We start from the raw sequence: 17,573 nt of genomic DNA on the forward strand, positions 1-17,573 counted from the left end.
AATATCAATTCTTGGAATCTTTCACCCTACTAAAAGAGGCATGATTGTTTCATCATGCCTCTGAAATATTTTGAATGATTGTTTTAATTGCTTCTTTTCCATTATATTTTTTTAGTGCTGTTTTATACTTCTCATTATTTTGATTCAATTCTTCGACATACTTTATAAGAGATTTTACAGTTACATCTTCTTCATATAATACGGAGGCATACCCTTTCCTTTCAAAGGACTCTGCATTTAATATTTGATCTCCACGGCTTGCAAATTTCGATAATGGAATTAAAACCATCGGCTTTTGTAATGTTAAAAATTCAAAAATTGCGTTGGAGCCCGCGCGTGAAATAACAAAATCTGTTACCGCTAATATATCTGGCAGTTCTCCATGTACATATTCAAATTGTCTATATCCATCTTTATTTTGTAAACTTTCGTCAAGGTTACCTTTTCCGCAAAGGTGAACAATTTGATACTTGTTAAGAAGTTCTGGTAATGCTTCTCGAGCCGTATCATTAATTTTTTTCGCGCCCAAGCTGCCCCCCATAATCGTAATAACTGGCTTTTTACGTGAAAAACCTAAAAATGCTAAACCTTTTTCACGATTTCCCTTCAGCACTTCTTCACGTACAGGAGATCCCGTATATATTACTTTTTCTTTCGGTAAATGTTTCGCTGCTTCTTCAAATGTAACAAATATTTTCGAAGCAAAACGAAGCGCAATTTTATTTGCTAGTCCTGGCGTCATATCAGATTCATGTAATAAAACTGGTACTCTATTTAGCCATCCTCCAATTACGACTGGTACAGATACGAAACCGCCTTTTGAAAAAATCACATCTGGTTTTAGTTTTCGAATCCTTACATACGCATCCATAACACCCTTCATTACAAGAAAAGGATCTTTTATATTTTTCAAATCAAAATAACGACGTAGCTTTCCACTCGAAATACTATAGTAGGGAATGCCTTCCTTTTCTATAATCGTTTTCTCAATACCTTGATGAGAACCAATATAAGAGATATCCCAGTTGTCTTCCTGTAAATATGGGATAATGGCTAAATTAGGTGTTACATGTCCTGCCGAACCGCCACCTGTAAAGACTATTTTCTTCATACGTCTCCCCCTTCAAGACTATAATACACTAAAATATCTTGCCTCAGGGTGAGAAAATACCATAGCCGTTACGGATGCTTCTGGCTCCATCATGAATCCTTCTGTTAATGAAATACCTATTTCCTCTGGATGAATTAAGCGAAATAGCTTTTCTTGATCTGCAAGTTCTGGACACGCTGGATAACCAAATGACACACGTATTCCTCTATATTTCGTACGGAAACGTTCTTCCATCGTCAGTTCAGGTGAGTCCGGAATGCCCCAGCGATCACGAATGAGCATATGTGTTTTTTCAGCAAGTCCTTCTGCTAATTCAAGCGCTAACGATTGAATGGCATGACTACGTAAGTAATCACCTTTCCCCTTCCACTCTTCAGCAATGTCCCGAACTCCTTCCCCAACCGTAACAGATAAGAAAGCAACATAGTCCATCTCATCTCCAATTGGGCGCAAATAATCACTTAAAGTACGATAGGGGGCCTTTCCTTGTCTAGGGAATGTGAAACGCTCTATAACACGCGTATGATCTTCTGGATCATATATTACAATGTTTTGTCCGTCGCTTTGCGCTGGGAAAAATTGATACACTGCTTTCGGCTTTAACCAAGATTGTCCTTCCTGCAATAATTCATCTATTAAATCATTTAATTCATGCGCTCTCTTATCTCCCTCTTTCAAAAGCTTCTTCACATTTCCTTTTAATCCAAGGTGATGCCCAAGTAGCATTTGTCTATTTAAAAATGGGGCGAGATGAAGGGCCGGAATATCGCGTAATACAATTCGTTTTGTTGAATCAGGCACGATAACTTCAGCCTTCGGTAATAGCTCAATTACTGCTGGAATTTCTACTTTCTTCTCCTCTTTTTTTACGATATGAAGATGACGTTCTTTTTTATCCTGTTTCATCTTCTCACGCTCTTCTTCTTTTTGAAGCTTATTAATAATATCGAGCCCCGTCATCGCATCACTCGCATAACAAACGAGCCCTTTATATGATGGTGAAATCCGATTATCTGTAAACTTTCTCGTTAACGCTGCACCACCTACAACAATGGGCACATCAATATTTGCTGCTTTTAAATCTTCAGCAGTCGTTACCATTTGTTGCGCTGATTTTACTAATAAACCTGAAAGACCTATAATGTCTGGCTTCTTTTCTTGTACTTCTTGAACAATTCGATCCGAACGTACATTAATTCCTAAATTAATAATCTCATATCCGTTATTCGCTAAAATAATTTCAACGAGATTTTTCCCAATATCATGCACGTCACCTTTTACAGTTGCTAATAACACTTTCCCTTTTTTCGCACTATCACTAGATTCCATATGTGGCTCTAAATAGCTTACAGCGGCTTTCATACTTTCGGCACTTTGCAATACTTCAGCAACAATAAGTTCATTATTATTAAATAGTCGTCCTACCTCGTCCATCCCTGTCATAAGCGGACCGTTAATAATATCAAGAGGTTTTCTTCCTTCTTCAAGTGCAAGACTTAAATCCTCGTGTAATCCTTGTTTCGTACCTTCTACAATATAATTTGCTAGTCTTTCATCAAGCGTTAACGTTTCTTGCACAACGACATCTTTCTTTTTAGCAACTCGGTAAAAATTTGTAAATTCTTCCAATGTCTCTTTCGTCGTTTCAAACAGTAATGCATCTGCAAGTCGTTTTTCTTCCTCTGGAATCGACGCATAGCGTTCTAATTTTTCCGTATTCACAATCGCGTAATCTAATCCTGCTTTCGTAGCATGGTATAAAAAAACTGAATTTAATACTTCACGTCCAGCCGGTGGTAAACCAAATGATATGTTACTTACACCTAAAATCGTTAAACACTCTGGTAACGCTTCTTTAATAAGGCGAATTCCTTCTATAGTCGCTGCCGCTGAACCAATATATTCTTCATCACCTGTCCCTACTGGAAACACAAGTGCATCAAAAATAATATCTGACGGGCGTATCCCATACTTCTTTGTAAGTAATTCATAGCTTCTTTTCGCAATTTCTATCTTTCTTTCCGCACTAACCGCCATACCGTCTTCATCAATTGTTCCTACAACTATAGCGGCACCATACTTCTGAAGAAGCGGTGTCACTTTTTTAAATCGTTCTTCTCCATCTTCTAAATTAATTGAATTAATAACAGCTTTTCCTTGAATATAAGTAAGAGCTCGCTCCATCACATTTTCATCTGTTGAATCAATCATAATCGGTACTTTTAAAACTTTCGTAACTTCTGCTAAGAAGTTTTCCATATCTTCTATTTCATCGCGATCAGGATCTGCCATACAAATGTCAATAATATGAGCATTTTTCTTCACTTGCGCTCTTGCCACTTCAGCAGCCTCTTCAAATTTCCCTTCTGCTACTAATCGTTTAAATTTACGTGACCCAATAACATTCGTTCTTTCACCCACAAATAACGGTCTCATAGACTCATCATATTGCAGTGCTTCTAATCCACTAACTCCATGCCCTTCTCTCTCATGATGGTCACGAGGCTTAAGAGGTGCTAGCGCGGATTTCATTGCTTTTATATGTTCTGGTGTCGTGCCACAACAACCACCAATAATATTAACCCATCCTTCTTCAGCAAATCGCTTCACCTTTTCAGCAAGAGAAGATGGAGATTCATGGTAATGTCCATCTTCATCAGGAAGACCTGCATTTGGATAACAAGAAATGTAACACTCCGATAAATCAGATAGTGAACGAATATGGTCCCTCATAAACTCCGGACCAGTCGCACAGTTTAACCCAACAGATAATGGTTTCATATGTTCTACTGATAAATAAAAAGCTTCAATTGTTTGCCCAGCCAGAGTCGTTCCCATTGGCTCAATCGTTCCTGAAATCATAATAGGAACCGTTTTTTTCAGTTCTTCAAATGCAGCTTGAATTCCAATATAAGCTGCTTTCACGTTACGCATATCTTGACTCGTCTCAACGAGTAATACATCAACTTCTCCTTTTAATAATCCTCGTGCTTGCCTTGTATAAGCCTCAATCAATTCTTCAAAAGTCACACCACCAGTAACACTAATTGCTTTCGTTGTTGGTCCCATCGCTCCCGCAACATATACTTCCTTCCCGCTTTCTTTAACAGCTTGCTTCGCCAAAAGTGCTGCCTTTTCATTTAGTTCTTCATCTAAATGAGACAGCTCATAATCACTTAGTACAATATTCGTTGCCCCAAATGTATTTGTTTCAATAATATCCGCTCCAGCTTCAATATAAGTTTTATGAATCTTTAAAATAACGTCTGGTCTTGTTTCTACTAAATATTCATTACAGCCCTCGTACTCTTCCCCTCCGAAATCTTCAGCAGTTAAATCCTCTTGCTGAATCATTGTCCCCATTGCACCATCTAATATTAAAATGCTATTTTTTAATTTTTCTTCTATACACTTCATCAATTAATACCTTCTTTCACTTCTTGCTTTTCTCTTACATATTTAACAAGATGTTCTGTAATTTCATACTTTAAAAATGGTGTAATAAGATAAATACCATTAAAATATTTCATCGCTGCGTCAATCAATTCTTGTGAAATGCGAATCCCTTCCTCAATTGCTGCCTCTTTCGTTTCATGTCCATCCATTCTCTCTCTTATTTCTTCAGGAAGAGTAATACCCGGCACCTCAAAATGAAGAAAATCTGCATTCCGCTTACTTACTAACGGCATAATTCCAATAAAAATAGGTTGTTCCAAATGCTTTGTCGCTTCATACACTTCTTCAATTAACTTGATATCATAAATTGGCTGAGTTAAAAAATACTCCGCTCCAGCATCTATTTTTCGTTCCATCCGCTTAACCGCTGCTTTTAAGTGCCTTACATGAGGATTAAATGCGCCGCCTACAGAAAACCTTGTCGCCGGTCCAATTGATTTCCCTAAAATTGAACGTCCACCGTTCATTTCTTTAATCATTTTAATAAGCTCAATAGAGGATAAATCATATACAGAAGTGGCACCGGGAAAATCACCAACGCGCGCTGGATCACCAGTTAAAGCTAACACTTCTTCCATCCCTAACGCCGATAAACCTAACAAATGAGATTGTAGTCCAATGACGTTATGATCTCTACACGTTAAATGCGTCAATACCGGGATATCATGCTTCGTTAATAACGCACCCATTGCCATATTAGAAACACGAGGTGATGCTAATGAATTATCTGCTAGAGTAATAGCATCTGCTCCCGCTCTTTTTAACGCTCTTGCTCCTTCAAAAAAACGCTGTGTATCTAACGTTTTCGGTGGATCTAATTCCACTACAACTGTCGTTTGTTTTTTCGCTTTCTCTGCTAGAGTGACGTGAGCCTTCGAGCGTTTCTCATGCGTATGAACGACTTTCGGCCTTTGAATCGTGTCTTTTTCTATTACAGGGGTAATATTCGCAACAGCGCGCTTCATACTTTGAATATGTTCTGGAGTCGTACCACAACAACCACCCAATAACCGAATACCTTGCTCAATAAATCTCGGTGTCATCGCTTCGAAATAAGCTGGGCTTCCCTCATATACGTAACGTCCCTCCACATAATTCGGGAGACCTGCATTTGGGTATGCTGATAAATAGCCATTTTGCGGAATCGATATCATTTTGAAAGCTTCCGTCATATGAAGCGGCCCTAGTTGACAATTCAATCCAACAACATTTGCACCGTAATCTATAAGTTGCTTTAATATTTCATTGACATCATTTCCATTTTGAGTCGTACCTGCTTCATGTAACGCTAATTGAGCAACAATTGGAATATTCGTTTGCTTACGCAATACTTTAACGGCATGAAGTAATTCAAATTCATCGTAAAAAGTTTCTAATAGTAATCCATCAACCTGTTCTTCTAGTAAAGCCTCCGCCTGTTCAAGTAACATAAACTCTCTTTCCATATCAGTCGTTGTAACAGCTCCGATATGTTTCATACCACCGATTGTTCCTAAAATTGCATTTTTATCTGCCACAGATGCTTTCGCCAGTTTTACTGCCGCTCTATTAATTTCTGTAACTTGATTTTCTAAACCATACATACGTAATTTCGCCTCATTTGCTCCATACGTATTCGTTTGAATTACATCTGCTCCAGCAGCTACATATTGTTTATGAATTGATATAATTAAGTCTGGATCAGATACATTCAATTCTTCAAAACTACTTTGCAAACCATGTGAATGCAATAACGTCCCAACCGCACCATCACCTATTACAATTCCTTTTGATAATAAATCTAGTAATTTCACGAATCTCCCTCATTTCTATCAATATAAAAAACCCCTCTTCACTTTGAAGAGGGGGACATAATCGTTCCTCCTCTTATTATGCAAAACATTCGTTTTGCAGGTATTAGCACCGTTTCAAACATTTCGTTTGAAGGTTGCCGGGTTTCACAGGGCCTTTCCCTCCACCGCTCTCAATAAGAGTTGTCTTTATTATTTTATTTATGTAGCTAAAAGGAAATGTGTTCCCCTTTTAACAATGTTTGTTAATTTTTTATAAATTTAGCATGCACAAAAGTAAAAGTCAATGACAATTGCGGAAAAATAAAAATTATTTAAAATAAAGTTGCAATTCAATTATCTTTTGTTGTAAAGTTAAAAACATAATAAAAATTTCATACGAACATTCTTATCTAGAGAGGTAGAGGGACTGGCCCTGTGACGCCTCAGCAACCATTAACATTTTGTTAATAAGGTGCTAATTCCAGCAAATTGTGAAAGATTTGACAGATGAGAAGAAGACTCTATTCAAACCGAAAGCCTTCTTCTTAGAAGGCTTTTTTTATTTTATATTCACTTAATGTTTCAATTTAAAAAGGAGGAATTTTCACATGTCAACAATCGAAACAAAACTAGCACAAATCGGAAATCGCAGTGAAACTAAAACTGGAACGGTTAATCCACCAGTTTATTTCTCAACCGCTTATCGTCACGAAGGAATTGGTAAATCTACTGGCTTTGACTATTCACGAACTGGCAATCCAACTCGCGGTCTTTTAGAACGGGCGATCGCAGACTTAGAATATGGCGAACAAGGTTATGCCTGTAGTTCAGGGATGGCGGCTGTTCTCCTCGTCCTTTCTCTATTCCGCTCTGGAGACGAACTTATTGTATCTGAAGATTTATACGGGGGAACGTATCGATTATTTTCTGAGCATGAAAAAAAGTGGAATGTTCGATGTAGATACGTAAATACACAGTCTATTAAACAAATTGAGCAAGCTATCACAACTGAAGTGAAGGCTATTTTCATAGAAACTCCAACTAATCCATTAATGCAAGTTACTGATATTGCTGCTGTCGCAACTGTAGCGAAAAGGCACGGACTACTTCTTATTGTAGACAACACATTCTACACACCTTATATACAGCAACCATTAACAGAAGGTGCTGACATTGTACTTCATAGCGCAACGAAATATTTAGGGGGACATAACGATGTACTAAGCGGGCTTGTCGTTGCAAAAGGAAAGGAACTTTGCGAGGAAATCGCTCATTATCATAATGCATCAGGTGCAGTTTTAAGTCCATTTGACTCATGGTTATTAATTCGCGGTATGAAAACGTTAGCGCTTCGCATGAGACAACACGAAGAAAATGCGAAAGCAGTTGTTGCGTATTTAAACGATGAAGACGGGGTAACAGATGTATTTTATCCAGGAAGAGGCGGCATGATTTCATTCCGCCTTAAAGATGAAGCTTGGATTAATCCATTCTTACAGTCTTTATCCTTAATTACATTTGCCGAAAGTCTTGGTGGTGTAGAAAGTTTAATGACTTATCCAGCAACGCAAACACATGCTGATATTCCTGAAGAAATTAGAACAGCAAACGGCGTATGTAATCGTCTTCTTCGATTCTCAGTTGGCATTGAAAATAGTAACGATTTAATTCAAGACTTAAAGCAAGCTATTAAACTCGTAAAAGAAGGTGTAAGAATATGAGCTATTCTATAGATACACTCTTACTACACAACCAATATAAACATGACTCGCAAACAGGCGCTGTGAACGTTCCTATTTATAACACATCAACTTTTCACCAGTTTGATGTAGATACGTTCGGAAAATATGACTATAGCAGGTCAGGAAACCCAACTCGTGAAGCTCTTGAAGATATCATTGCTTTATTAGAAGGCGGAACAAAAGGATTCGCCTTTGCATCAGGCATTGCAGCGATTTCCACTGCATTCCTCCTTCTTTCACAAGGTGATCACGTACTCATTTCTGAAGATGTATACGGAGGCACTTACCGAGTGATAACTGAGGTACTCTCCCGTTACGGTGTTTCACATACATTTGTTGATATGACCAATTTAGAAGAAATAAAACAAAACATTAAACCAAATACAAAGCTCTTTTATGTAGAAACACCTTCTAACCCACTTTTAAAAGTGACAGATATTCGCGAGGTTTCTAAACTCGCAAAGTCTATTGGCGCTCTTACTTTTGTTGATAATACATTTTTGACACCACTATTCCAAAAACCATTTGAACTTGGAGCTGATGTCGTTCTTCATAGTGCTACAAAATTTATTGCTGGTCATAGTGATGTTACTGCCGGATTAGCAGTAGTAAAAGATGCAGAACTCGCTCAAAAGCTTGGATTTTTACAAAATGCATTCGGTGCTATTTTAGGGCCTCAAGATTGTTCTCTCGTACTTCGCGGTCTAAAAACATTACATGTACGCCTCGAGCATTCAGCTAAAAATGCCAATAAAATTGCACATTATTTACAAGAGCACGCTAAAGTACAAAATGTCTATTATCCGGGATTACAAACACATCTCGGATTTGATATTCAACAATCTCAAGCAACATCAGCTGGCGCGGTCTTGTCGTTTACTTTGCAGTCTGAAGATGCACTCCGCCAATTTTTATCAAAAGTAAAATTACCTGTTTTTGCAGTTAGTTTAGGAGCTGTAGAGTCTATTCTTTCTTATCCAGCAAAAATGTCACATGCAGCACTGTCGCAAGAAGCTCGTGATGAAAGAGGAATCTCTAATTCATTACTTCGGTTATCAGTCGGTCTTGAAAATGTTAACGATTTAATATCCGATTTTGAAAATGCCCTTTCTTATGTAGAAGAACCTATAAATGCATAGAGAAAAAAGAAGATATGAGATTAGGTTTTCATATCTTCTTTTTATGCGGTTTAGTTATATTCATTTGAATTTCTTCTTTTCTTATAGTCCATAAAAAAATAAAAGTATATCATCTATTTCTAAATAATGGATTAATTGATATATTAAGAAATGAACAGGGGTGAAAATAATGGTTACTTGTGCAGATATTTTAATCGTTATCGATTTACAAAATGGCGTATGTTATAGCGGAGAGCATTTATTTGATTTACAGAACTTACTAACAAAAGTAAATAAAAGAATTTCTTCATACAGAAAATTAAATAAACCAATCCTTTTTGTTCAACATTGTGATGATGATTTAGTACCCGAGAAAGAACTTTGGACTATTCATACCGATCTAGATGTTCAAGAACAAGATTTTTTTGTAAGAAAAACACATGCAAATTCATTTTATAAAACAAACTTTAAAGAAATTTTAGATCAATTATCTGTAAATCGCATTGAATTTTGTGGTGCCCAAACAGAGTACTGTATGGATGCTACGATTAAGTTTGCCCACGGGCTGGGATACGAAAACTTTATGGAACAGAAAACAACCTCTACGTTGAATAATCCTTTTATGTCCGCAAAAGAGACAATTGATTTTTACGAGAACATATGGAATCACAGATTTTTAACGTTGCTAAAAGATGAATTTTAGAATAAATGACTACTGACTTGATTATCCTAAGATTTATCAGCCGTAATCAAATATTTCATTATCACCATAAAGAAGCGAATTACATTCAGCTTCTTTTCTTTTAACCTGTTTTATATTCTATATATATCATTATAATTCCTTTGTCATATTATTTTAAAAATTTAGTATATTCATTTGAAAGAATAAGAAAATCATGATAAAATTGTGTTACAAATATATTTATATCTTTCAATTTTTAAAACGCATCGAAATTTTCACCCAAAAATGTCATTTTACAAAAACGTGCTAATTTACCTATTTTATTTACATCAGGGTCTCTTTTCTTACAATTTCTTTACTTTAGGACTTTTTTTCTGCAACAACTATTTTCTTTTCTTTAAATTTTTGGTATGTATAGTATGGTATAATAGCTCACACGGAGGTGGAAAAGAACATGTTAGAAACCTTTCAAAAAGAATTAGAACTATATGAAAGTAATGCAGAATTATTAAAAGTGCTAGCTCATCCTGTTCGTTTATGTATCGTAAAAGGATTAATCGAGCGCGGTCCAAGCAACGTTTCTACAATGTATACTGGATTAAACATGCCACAATCTACAATTTCACAGCATTTAGCAAAATTAAAAAGCGCTAAAATCGTTTCTAGTGAAAGAAAAGGATTAGAAATTTATTACAAAGTAGAGAACGAAACAATAATTCAACTCGTTCGCGTATTATTAGGTTAGGGACTAATAATCGCAGAAAAAGAACGTATTCTATATTTTTTATCTCATATCTTTAATATAAATATATATCATGAGAGGAAATATATAATACTACATAAGTCGTATTAAAAAACAAGACACAGTATATACTGTGTCTTGTTTTTTATATTGTTACATACCGATCCAAATGTAAATGTTGCATATCTTTTGTATGTATAACAACATCAAACGAACTCCCTACTCCTCCATTTAAAATCATAGAACGAACTGCTCGATTTTGTTTTTGCGTTTCAGAAAAAGGATTCATATCTTGATGGCTCGTAAGCTGTTCTAATATCCCTGCAGCTAACAAGAACTCAGATTGTTTCTTATGCCATACTGCACTCATTCCTTGCATACTAAACATCTCCTTTAGCTCGTCCCAATGAATATGAGTAGTAAGATCCATTTCACCTGGATGCGCTAGTGGATTACGTATTAGCTTGTGCTGATAATACCCTCGCAAACTTCCTTCACGGTGTGCTGGATGCATCCATTCTTCTTTTGTGTATCCGTAATCAACTGTAATACATATACCTCTTTGAAACCATTTCGCAATTTCTTTTATATAATCCTCCATCACAATTGGTACTTCAAAACGTTGCCCTTCAGCAATATGAATATTATATTTCAATAAATAGCGACCAATTCTTTTATCTAACGGCCTACATACTTCCGAAAGGTTTCCTTCCTCTGTATATGTAATACGCACTTCATACAACATACCATTTCTTTTCTCAATTATTTCAACAGGAAATGCATCAAACAACTCATTCGAAAAAAGAATTCCCTCGAAAGAATCTCCCATTTCACTATAAGAGGTATAGTACGATACATTAGAAAATGAGCCAAGGTGCTCCTGCTGTAATTTTCTATGAAAAGGGCTCACTTCAATCATTGAATAGTTTAAATCAATAAAGGTTTTTGGAGATAATTGCTTCCATTCTTGTAAAACATCATAGGCAAACTTCCCTGTTCCTCCACCAATTTCACAAATATTCGGAGCAACTTCACCATTTTCAACAAGACGAATAAAAAGTTTAGCAAAAGTTTTTGCAAACACAGAGGATACGTTGCTACTTGTAAAAAAATCACCTTGTCTTCCAATCTTTTCACGTTCTTTCATATAATATCCATGACCTTCTGTATACAATACAAGGTTCATATACGTACTATATGAAATTGAATAATCCTTTTCTTTCCCCATCCATTCTCTTAAAATGAGCTCCATTCCCATAATGACTCCTTATTGTAAAAACGGATTATTTTCTTTTTCAAAGCCAATGCTTGTTTCTGGACCATGTCCACATAGCACCGCTGTTTCATCTGGTAATACAAATAATTTCTCTTCAATACTTCCAATTAATTCAGCGAAACTTCCACCAGGTAAATCTGTTCTTCCAATGCTCATTTGGAACAATACATCTCCTGAGAATACAGCATTCGCCTCTTTACTATAATAAGAAATACTTCCTGGAGAATGTCCTGGTGTCTCAAAAATTTCAAAATTAAATGATCCAATTGTTAATGTACCTTCTGCATCAATAATATGATCCGCCGGTTTTGCTGTAATACTGCGGTTCATCATAAAAATTTGAGAGCCGTTTACAGTTGCATCTCCTAACCAATCTGCTTCTTCTTTATGTACGTACACAGGAATATGAAAAGCGTCTCTTACCGCATCAACAGCACCGATATGATCAAAATGAGCATGTGTTAATAAAACAGCCAATGGTTTTAATTGTTCTTCTTGTAAATATGTAACGAGCTTTTCACCTTCATGACCAGGGTCAAAGATAATGCACTCTTTTTGATCGTTCATTAAAATATAAGCATTTGTTTGTAATGGGCCTAACGGCATTTGTATCCATTTCATATGAAAATCTCCTCCAGTTATTAAACTTACTTTTAATGATACAACATTTCTTTCTCTGAGGAAAAGAAAGGATGCTATCTCGACAATCATTTTTAAAACATGTACAATATAAAAGAGTAAATATTCCAAAAACTCATAATAAGAAATGGGTAGACAGAGGAGGATATTGTATGGGCCTTGTTATTATTTTTACACTTGTCACTCTGTTAGCTGTATTCGCTACGCTTAGAACACTTCGTGAAAAAAACTTTTTCGCAAGCGGCTTTGCAATTGCAACTGTACTCGTTTTCGGATGGTTTACGATCATGACTGTTCTATATAACGGGTATCCACCAGCAGCTTAATTCGTTTACACTTTATTCTTCATCGAGATTTCACACAAAAAGAGGAAGGGTTCCCCTTCCTCTTTTCATATTTCACAACTTATATCATCTTCGCTTCGTATTTGTGCTTTTTTACAAGCCAAGCTCCTCCGATAACACCTGCATCATTACCAAGTGTTGCAATAGCTAACTTCGTGCTCTTTACAGCACGTGAGAAAGCATATTGCTCGAAATAGCGTTGAATTGGTTCTAATAGCGCATCTCCAGCTTTAGACACGCCTCCACCAATAACAATTTTCTCTGGGTTCAACGTACTAGAAAGGTTCGCTACAGCTAATCCTAAATAAGAAGCTACTTTTTCTACTACTTCTCCTGCTAATTCATCACCTTGTCCAAGTGCTTCAAAGACATCTTTTGATGTAATACGTCCTTCTTCAGCTAACATAGAACGCAACATGCTCTCTTTATTAGTCTCTTGTATTTTTTGCATAGCAACACGTACAATACCTGTCGCAGATGCTACTGTTTCTAAGCAACCAGACTTCCCGCAATTACATGGGAAAGCATTTTCTGTAACTACTGTAATATGTCCAATCTCACCAGCAGCACCACTCACGCCGTGTACAATCTCACCATTGGCGATTACACCACCACCAACGCCCGTACCAAGTGTCATACAAATTAAATCTTTTGCACCTTCACCAGCACCTTTCCACATTTCACCAAGCGCTGCTAAGTTTGCATCATTATCAATAACAACAGGTAATCCTGTTTCTACTTCTAATAAATCTTTTAGTGGATAATTTTTCCACCCTAAATTAACCGCTTCATAAATCATTCCAGATGCCACATGTACAGGACCAGGAGCCCCCATACCAATACCAATTAACTTGCTCTTCAATTCGCCTAATTCTTCTAGCTTTTTATCAATTGCTTTCGCAACATCAAGTGTAATATGTTTTCCTTGCTCACCTGTATTCGTAGGGATTTCCCACTTATGTAAAATTTCACCGTATACATTAATAAATGCTAATTTAATCGTTGTACCACCAAGGTCAACACCAACTAACCATTTCTCTTCCATGTTGCTTACCTACCTTTATCTAATTCTTATTTAGCTCTTTTTGAATTTCTTGCTTCAATAAAAATAAAGCTGTTTGATAGTCTTGTGGATCGATTAGCTGTGATTGATTTAATTCACGCAATTCATCTTGCATTAATTGTAAATCTGCAATTCGATCTCCCGTATAAATAATCGTACCAAATTTCTTTAGCAATTGCTGAATATCATAAATAGATACCATTTCATCACCCTCTATACTCACTTACTATAAAAAATTATAATAAGAAAACGTTCACATATTTTATTATAATCAAGAAGAAAAAGTCTCGTCAATTTTTATTTGTCTATACAAGCTTATTTATAAGTATTGTTCCTTTTTCTGTAATAATTTTTTCTATGTTTTTATCAAATGGCTCTACCGGAATGTGTTTTACCATTTGAAAATCATACGCTAATGATAGCGTTTTCCCTTTATAATGCACGAGATAACGATCATAATAGCCACCGCCGTACCCAATTCGCTCTCCTCGTTCTGTATAAGCTACGCCCGGCACAATTTGAAGATCAATTTCATCCATATTCACTTCTTCCGTAAGCCCAGGAATCGGTTCACGTAAATTCATATACACCGTTTCTAATTGATCAAAATTATTAATTTGCCGGAAAGACATCGTTCTTGTTCCTTTATTACACTTAGGAACTACAACTTTCTTTCCTTCTTCCCAAGCTTTTTCGATAATAGGATATGTATTCACTTCATTTTCCATTGAAAGAGTAATTCCAATTGTTTTAGCTTCAACCCACTCTTTTTGCGCATACAACGAAAATGCAATCTGTTCTGATAAAGTTGTATACTGTTCTTCTGATAAAGAATTCATGTGTTCTATTATTTGTTTACGTAAACGTACTTTCTCTACTTTCACACACTCTCCCCCTTACAGTGACACTTTACTCTATGCTGATAGTGTATCACTTTTAACATAGGAATCGAATAAAAAAAGAAACAGTAGGAAAATATTCCTACTGCTTACTTTGTTTCACGGTGTAACGTAGACTTCTTGTCACGCTTGCAATACTTTTTAAGCTCGATACGCTCAGCGTTGTTACGTTTATTTTTCTTTGAGATATAGTTACGATCTCCGCATTCTGTACATGCTAGAGTAATATTCACACGCATTCTTATTTCCCTCCAGTACTAATAACTTAAATCAGACTATACTATAATACCACTTTTAAAATAAAAATTCTACACCTTTTGATATTGTCTAATTTTTTCTATAAGATTTTTCATGTTTTCCCTTGCTATTACTGGGTTTCTAGCATGTGAATACACCAAAAACTTTGGTTGTTTTGTGTCAGAAACGATATAAGACCACTCTTTTTCAGTATATTTGAACTGTACTCCTTCAAATATACCTTCTCCCTTCCTTTCCATATCATCCAATAATTTCCTCATAATTTCTCCTTTTTCATTCCATGAACATACCACTTCATCATAAAGTAAATAGAGCGGAGGTGATTGCTCTACTATGCTGAGAAACGTTTTTCCTTGCAATGCTATTAGCTCAAATAATTTTCCAATTCGATATAAAATATCTCGCTTCCACCTTACTTGAAACGACTTTCTTTCATCCTGCGTATAAAATAGAAGATAACATTCTCCTAACTTCAAAGACATTGGGTAAATATTTCCTGTCGATTCGAGTAAGAAATCCGGAATATCTACCTCTTCCAAATCTGTACCTTGGTAAATATTACTATGTTTATCGTATAACTCGAAATGATTTCCTTGCTCAGAAAACATAAGAGCCATATTCGCTTTACTTGATTTCATCAAAGCTTTCACATGATCTTTTTGTTCGCTTGCATAAATCCATGTAACTGTACAACCAAGTCTTTGCAGAAAGAGCATGAGTAAATGTTGCAACGTATCATTTCTCTTATTAATAAGAAGATGAAACTTCTGCATCTGTATTTTCTCGATATCAATATGCTCCAATATAACTTCTATATACTCATTCATAGAAACATGAACCAGCTTATTACGCCCCATTTCTTTCTCATGCACGTAATAAAACAATTCGGACATATATACTTGTTCTATCTCTTTTTGCTGCTTATACGTTAACGGCATGCCAGCTTGACCGTATAACTTTATAACAATCTCATTCCCATTCTCCACTTGAATGAAAACACCACCTGCACATTGCAAATGATGAACACTATATTGAAAAAGTGACTCGTTCATTTCTTTACATTCCATCGTATGAATCCCTATACCATGAATAGCATGTAAAAATAAATTTTTATAAGAGGTTGTTTCTATATTTTCTTGACTTCCAATTAATATACTTTCTCCTTTTGTAAAAAGAGAACCATACGCCATCGCAATCTTCACGATAAACTGGGGAGTAATTTCAACATTCCCTCTTCCTACAATGCGGCTTTTTTGTAACCACCCTGCACTCATTTCACTCTCTTGAATACCAGCCGCTCCTACTATCGAATGACTATCAATCGCCTTATAAGGCCATAGTTTTCCTTTTTGCTTAATTACCGTACTTCTCCCGATATGACAGTGATCCGCTACAACGCTTTTTTGAAACAGTGTAACATCATCTTCAACTATTGTACGCTCTCCTATTGTCGTTTCTAATAGTTCACAATACTTCCCAATGTGGGCATTTGCAAAAACAATACTCTTTTGAAGATGAGAATAATTTGAAACGATACTATTTTTCCCAATAATAGAATATGGCTCAATTACAGCTCCTGTACCAATCTTTGCTCCTTCTCCAATAAAAGAGGGGCCATGAATTTTCGTCCCTTTACCAATCGTCACCCCTTCTCCCATCCATACCATCGGTAATACTTCCGTATAAGGAATAGGTACTTGTAACTTTTTCGTTAACAAATCAAATTGTGCTTGTCGATATTGATTAAATGTGCCGATATCTAACCAATAACCTTCTGACAAATATGCGAATAACACATTTTTGTTTGCCAATAGCGGAAACACATCATGACTGAAATCAAAAAATTGCCTAGGCGGTATGTAAGAAAAGATTTCTGGTTCCATAATATATATGCCTGTATTCACAACATTAGATACTACCTCATTCCAGCCCGGCTTTTCTATATATCGTGTAACCTCCTGGTCTTTATTCATTACAACCAATCCAAATGAGAGTGGATTTTCTACTTCTTTCACAAACATTGTTACCATTCTTTTCTTTTGTTCATGAAACCCAATTCCTTCTGATAATTGAAAGTCAGTTAATGCATCCCCGCTTATCACAACAAATGTTTCATCTAAAAATTGTTCTGCTTGTTTAATACTCCCTGCTGTGCCAAGCGGAGGAGAGTCTTCAAAATAATACAAGTTAACTCCCCATTTACTACCGTCACCAAAATATTGCTTAATGGTCGTACTCATATATTGAACAGTAATTGCAATTTCACGAATACCATGCTGGCGTAATAACTCAATATTATATTCTAAAACTGGTTTTTCTAATAATGGTAACATCGGCTTTGGAGTATTACATGTTAATGGCCTAAGGCGTCTTCCTTTTCCTCCAGCTAAAATAACCCCCTTCATATACTTCAGCCTCCACTTATATAATGTTCAATAACTCCATATACCATATGTATATTCCCTATCCCA

The 17,573-nt window shown here is 36.0% G+C and carries 15 protein-coding genes and 2 riboswitches; of the genes, 5 read left to right on the forward strand and 10 right to left on the reverse strand.

Going from position 1 to position 17,573, the window contains the following annotated elements; genetic code table 11:
* Positions 1-52: 52 nt before the first annotated feature.
* Genes murG through MR143_RS04060 form a run of 3 tightly spaced genes read right to left on the reverse strand, consistent with a single transcriptional unit; the run spans position 53 to position 6,360 of the window.
* Positions 53-1,111 carry an undecaprenyldiphospho-muramoylpentapeptide beta-N-acetylglucosaminyltransferase gene (murG, locus tag MR143_RS04050; RefSeq protein ID WP_000724778.1) on the reverse strand — a complete coding sequence of 353 codons (1,059 nt, stop codon included), beginning with the start codon at positions 1,109-1,111 and terminating at the stop codon, positions 53-55.
* A gap of 18 nt (positions 1,112-1,129) precedes the next feature.
* A complete protein-coding gene (gene metH / locus MR143_RS04055) occupies positions 1,130-4,528 on the reverse strand; it encodes a methionine synthase (protein ID WP_000649690.1) in 3,399 nt (1,132 codons plus the stop codon).
* Positions 4,528-6,360: a bifunctional homocysteine S-methyltransferase/methylenetetrahydrofolate reductase gene (locus tag MR143_RS04060; RefSeq protein WP_000770349.1), complete on the reverse strand. Its 1,833-nt coding sequence runs from the start codon at positions 6,358-6,360 to the stop codon at positions 4,528-4,530. Before MR143_RS04060 ends, metH begins: the two co-directional genes overlap by 1 nt.
* A gap of 70 nt (positions 6,361-6,430) precedes the next feature.
* A riboswitch (SAM riboswitch) is annotated at positions 6,431-6,540 on the reverse strand.
* A 202-nt stretch (positions 6,541-6,742) separates the two neighbouring features.
* A riboswitch (SAM riboswitch) is annotated at positions 6,743-6,853 on the forward strand.
* Between the two features lie 94 nt (positions 6,854-6,947).
* On the opposite strand from MR143_RS04060, the gene metI reads away from it, so the two are divergent.
* The 4 genes from metI (at position 6,948) to MR143_RS04080 (ending at position 10,626) form a co-directional block, all read left to right on the forward strand.
* Positions 6,948-8,060 (forward strand): cystathionine gamma-synthase/O-acetylhomoserine thiolyase, encoded by a 1,113-nt coding sequence (gene metI, locus MR143_RS04065; protein WP_000103871.1) that lies wholly within the window; start codon positions 6,948-6,950, stop codon positions 8,058-8,060.
* A complete protein-coding gene (gene metC, locus MR143_RS04070) occupies positions 8,057-9,220 on the forward strand; it encodes a cystathionine beta-lyase (RefSeq protein WP_000122295.1) in 1,164 nt (387 codons plus the stop codon). Before metI ends, metC begins: the two co-directional genes overlap by 4 nt.
* Positions 9,221-9,389: 169 nt before the next feature.
* Positions 9,390-9,902 (forward strand): cysteine hydrolase family protein, encoded by a 513-nt coding sequence (locus MR143_RS04075; protein ID WP_000255613.1) that lies wholly within the window; start codon positions 9,390-9,392, stop codon positions 9,900-9,902.
* A 433-nt stretch (positions 9,903-10,335) separates the two neighbouring features.
* Positions 10,336-10,626 (forward strand): ArsR/SmtB family transcription factor, encoded by a 291-nt coding sequence (locus tag MR143_RS04080; protein ID WP_000894377.1) that lies wholly within the window; start codon positions 10,336-10,338, stop codon positions 10,624-10,626.
* Between the two features lie 142 nt (positions 10,627-10,768).
* Here MR143_RS04080 and MR143_RS04085 read toward each other — a convergent pair whose 3' ends face one another.
* Both MR143_RS04085 and MR143_RS04090 read right to left on the reverse strand, forming a co-directional pair.
* Positions 10,769-11,881 (reverse strand): class I SAM-dependent methyltransferase, encoded by a 1,113-nt coding sequence (locus tag MR143_RS04085; protein ID WP_000525138.1) that lies wholly within the window; start codon positions 11,879-11,881, stop codon positions 10,769-10,771.
* Between the two features lie 9 nt (positions 11,882-11,890).
* Positions 11,891-12,520, reverse strand: coding sequence for an MBL fold metallo-hydrolase (locus MR143_RS04090; protein WP_000871225.1), 630 nt, complete (start codon positions 12,518-12,520; stop codon positions 11,891-11,893).
* Between the two features lie 170 nt (positions 12,521-12,690).
* On the opposite strand from MR143_RS04090, the gene MR143_RS04095 reads away from it, so the two are divergent.
* Positions 12,691-12,864 (forward strand): DUF2759 domain-containing protein, encoded by a 174-nt coding sequence (locus MR143_RS04095; RefSeq protein ID WP_000524852.1) that lies wholly within the window; start codon positions 12,691-12,693, stop codon positions 12,862-12,864.
* A 79-nt stretch (positions 12,865-12,943) separates the two neighbouring features.
* Here the strand turns inward: MR143_RS04095 and glcK are convergent, their stop codons facing one another.
* From glcK to MR143_RS04120, 5 genes are all read right to left on the reverse strand, one after another.
* On the reverse strand, positions 12,944-13,927 hold the full coding sequence (gene glcK / locus MR143_RS04100) for a glucokinase (protein ID WP_000391701.1): 984 nt from the start codon (positions 13,925-13,927) through the stop codon (positions 12,944-12,946).
* A 19-nt stretch (positions 13,928-13,946) separates the two neighbouring features.
* Positions 13,947-14,147, reverse strand: a complete 201-nt coding sequence (locus tag MR143_RS04105) for a YqgQ family protein (protein WP_000253699.1) — start codon at positions 14,145-14,147, stop codon at positions 13,947-13,949.
* Positions 14,148-14,250: 103 nt separating this feature from the next.
* A complete protein-coding gene (locus tag MR143_RS04110) occupies positions 14,251-14,829 on the reverse strand; it encodes a 5-formyltetrahydrofolate cyclo-ligase (RefSeq protein WP_000861927.1) in 579 nt (192 codons plus the stop codon).
* Positions 14,830-14,933: 104 nt separating this feature from the next.
* A complete protein-coding gene (rpmG, locus tag MR143_RS04115; RefSeq protein ID WP_001265616.1) occupies positions 14,934-15,083 on the reverse strand; it encodes a 50S ribosomal protein L33 in 150 nt (49 codons plus the stop codon).
* Between the two features lie 69 nt (positions 15,084-15,152).
* Positions 15,153-17,507, reverse strand: coding sequence for a sugar phosphate nucleotidyltransferase (locus MR143_RS04120; protein WP_000679325.1), 2,355 nt, complete (start codon positions 17,505-17,507; stop codon positions 15,153-15,155).
* Between the last annotated feature and the right edge of the window lie 66 nt (positions 17,508-17,573).

The organism is Bacillus cereus group sp. BfR-BA-01347 (assembly GCF_022663835.1).
GTDB lineage: Bacteria > Bacillota > Bacilli > Bacillales > Bacillaceae_G > Bacillus_A > Bacillus_A thuringiensis_K.

Excerpts from the sequence above, each read along its gene's own strand:
- metC (WP_000122295.1), top strand. The coding sequence starts at position 8,057 with ATGAGCTATTCTATAGATACACTCTTACTACACAACCAATATAAACAT.
- MR143_RS04080 (WP_000894377.1), top strand. The coding sequence starts at position 10,336 with ATGTTAGAAACCTTTCAAAAAGAATTAGAACTATATGAAAGTAATGCA.
- metH (WP_000649690.1), bottom strand. The coding sequence starts at position 4,528 with ATGAAGTGTATAGAAGAAAAATTAAAAAATAGCATTTTAATATTAGAT.
- rpmG (WP_001265616.1), bottom strand. The coding sequence starts at position 15,083 with ATGCGTGTGAATATTACTCTAGCATGTACAGAATGCGGAGATCGTAAC.
- MR143_RS04085 (WP_000525138.1), bottom strand. The coding sequence starts at position 11,881 with ATGGGAATGGAGCTCATTTTAAGAGAATGGATGGGGAAAGAAAAGGAT.
- glcK (WP_000391701.1), bottom strand. The coding sequence starts at position 13,927 with ATGGAAGAGAAATGGTTAGTTGGTGTTGACCTTGGTGGTACAACGATT.
- metI (WP_000103871.1), top strand. The coding sequence starts at position 6,948 with ATGTCAACAATCGAAACAAAACTAGCACAAATCGGAAATCGCAGTGAA.
- MR143_RS04075 (WP_000255613.1), top strand. The coding sequence starts at position 9,390 with ATGGTTACTTGTGCAGATATTTTAATCGTTATCGATTTACAAAATGGC.
- MR143_RS04095 (WP_000524852.1), top strand. The coding sequence starts at position 12,691 with ATGGGCCTTGTTATTATTTTTACACTTGTCACTCTGTTAGCTGTATTC.
- MR143_RS04090 (WP_000871225.1), bottom strand. The coding sequence starts at position 12,520 with ATGAAATGGATACAAATGCCGTTAGGCCCATTACAAACAAATGCTTAT.
- MR143_RS04105 (WP_000253699.1), bottom strand. The coding sequence starts at position 14,147 with ATGGTATCTATTTATGATATTCAGCAATTGCTAAAGAAATTTGGTACG.
- MR143_RS04120 (WP_000679325.1), bottom strand. The coding sequence starts at position 17,507 with ATGAAGGGGGTTATTTTAGCTGGAGGAAAAGGAAGACGCCTTAGGCCA.
- murG (WP_000724778.1), bottom strand. The coding sequence starts at position 1,111 with ATGAAGAAAATAGTCTTTACAGGTGGCGGTTCGGCAGGACATGTAACA.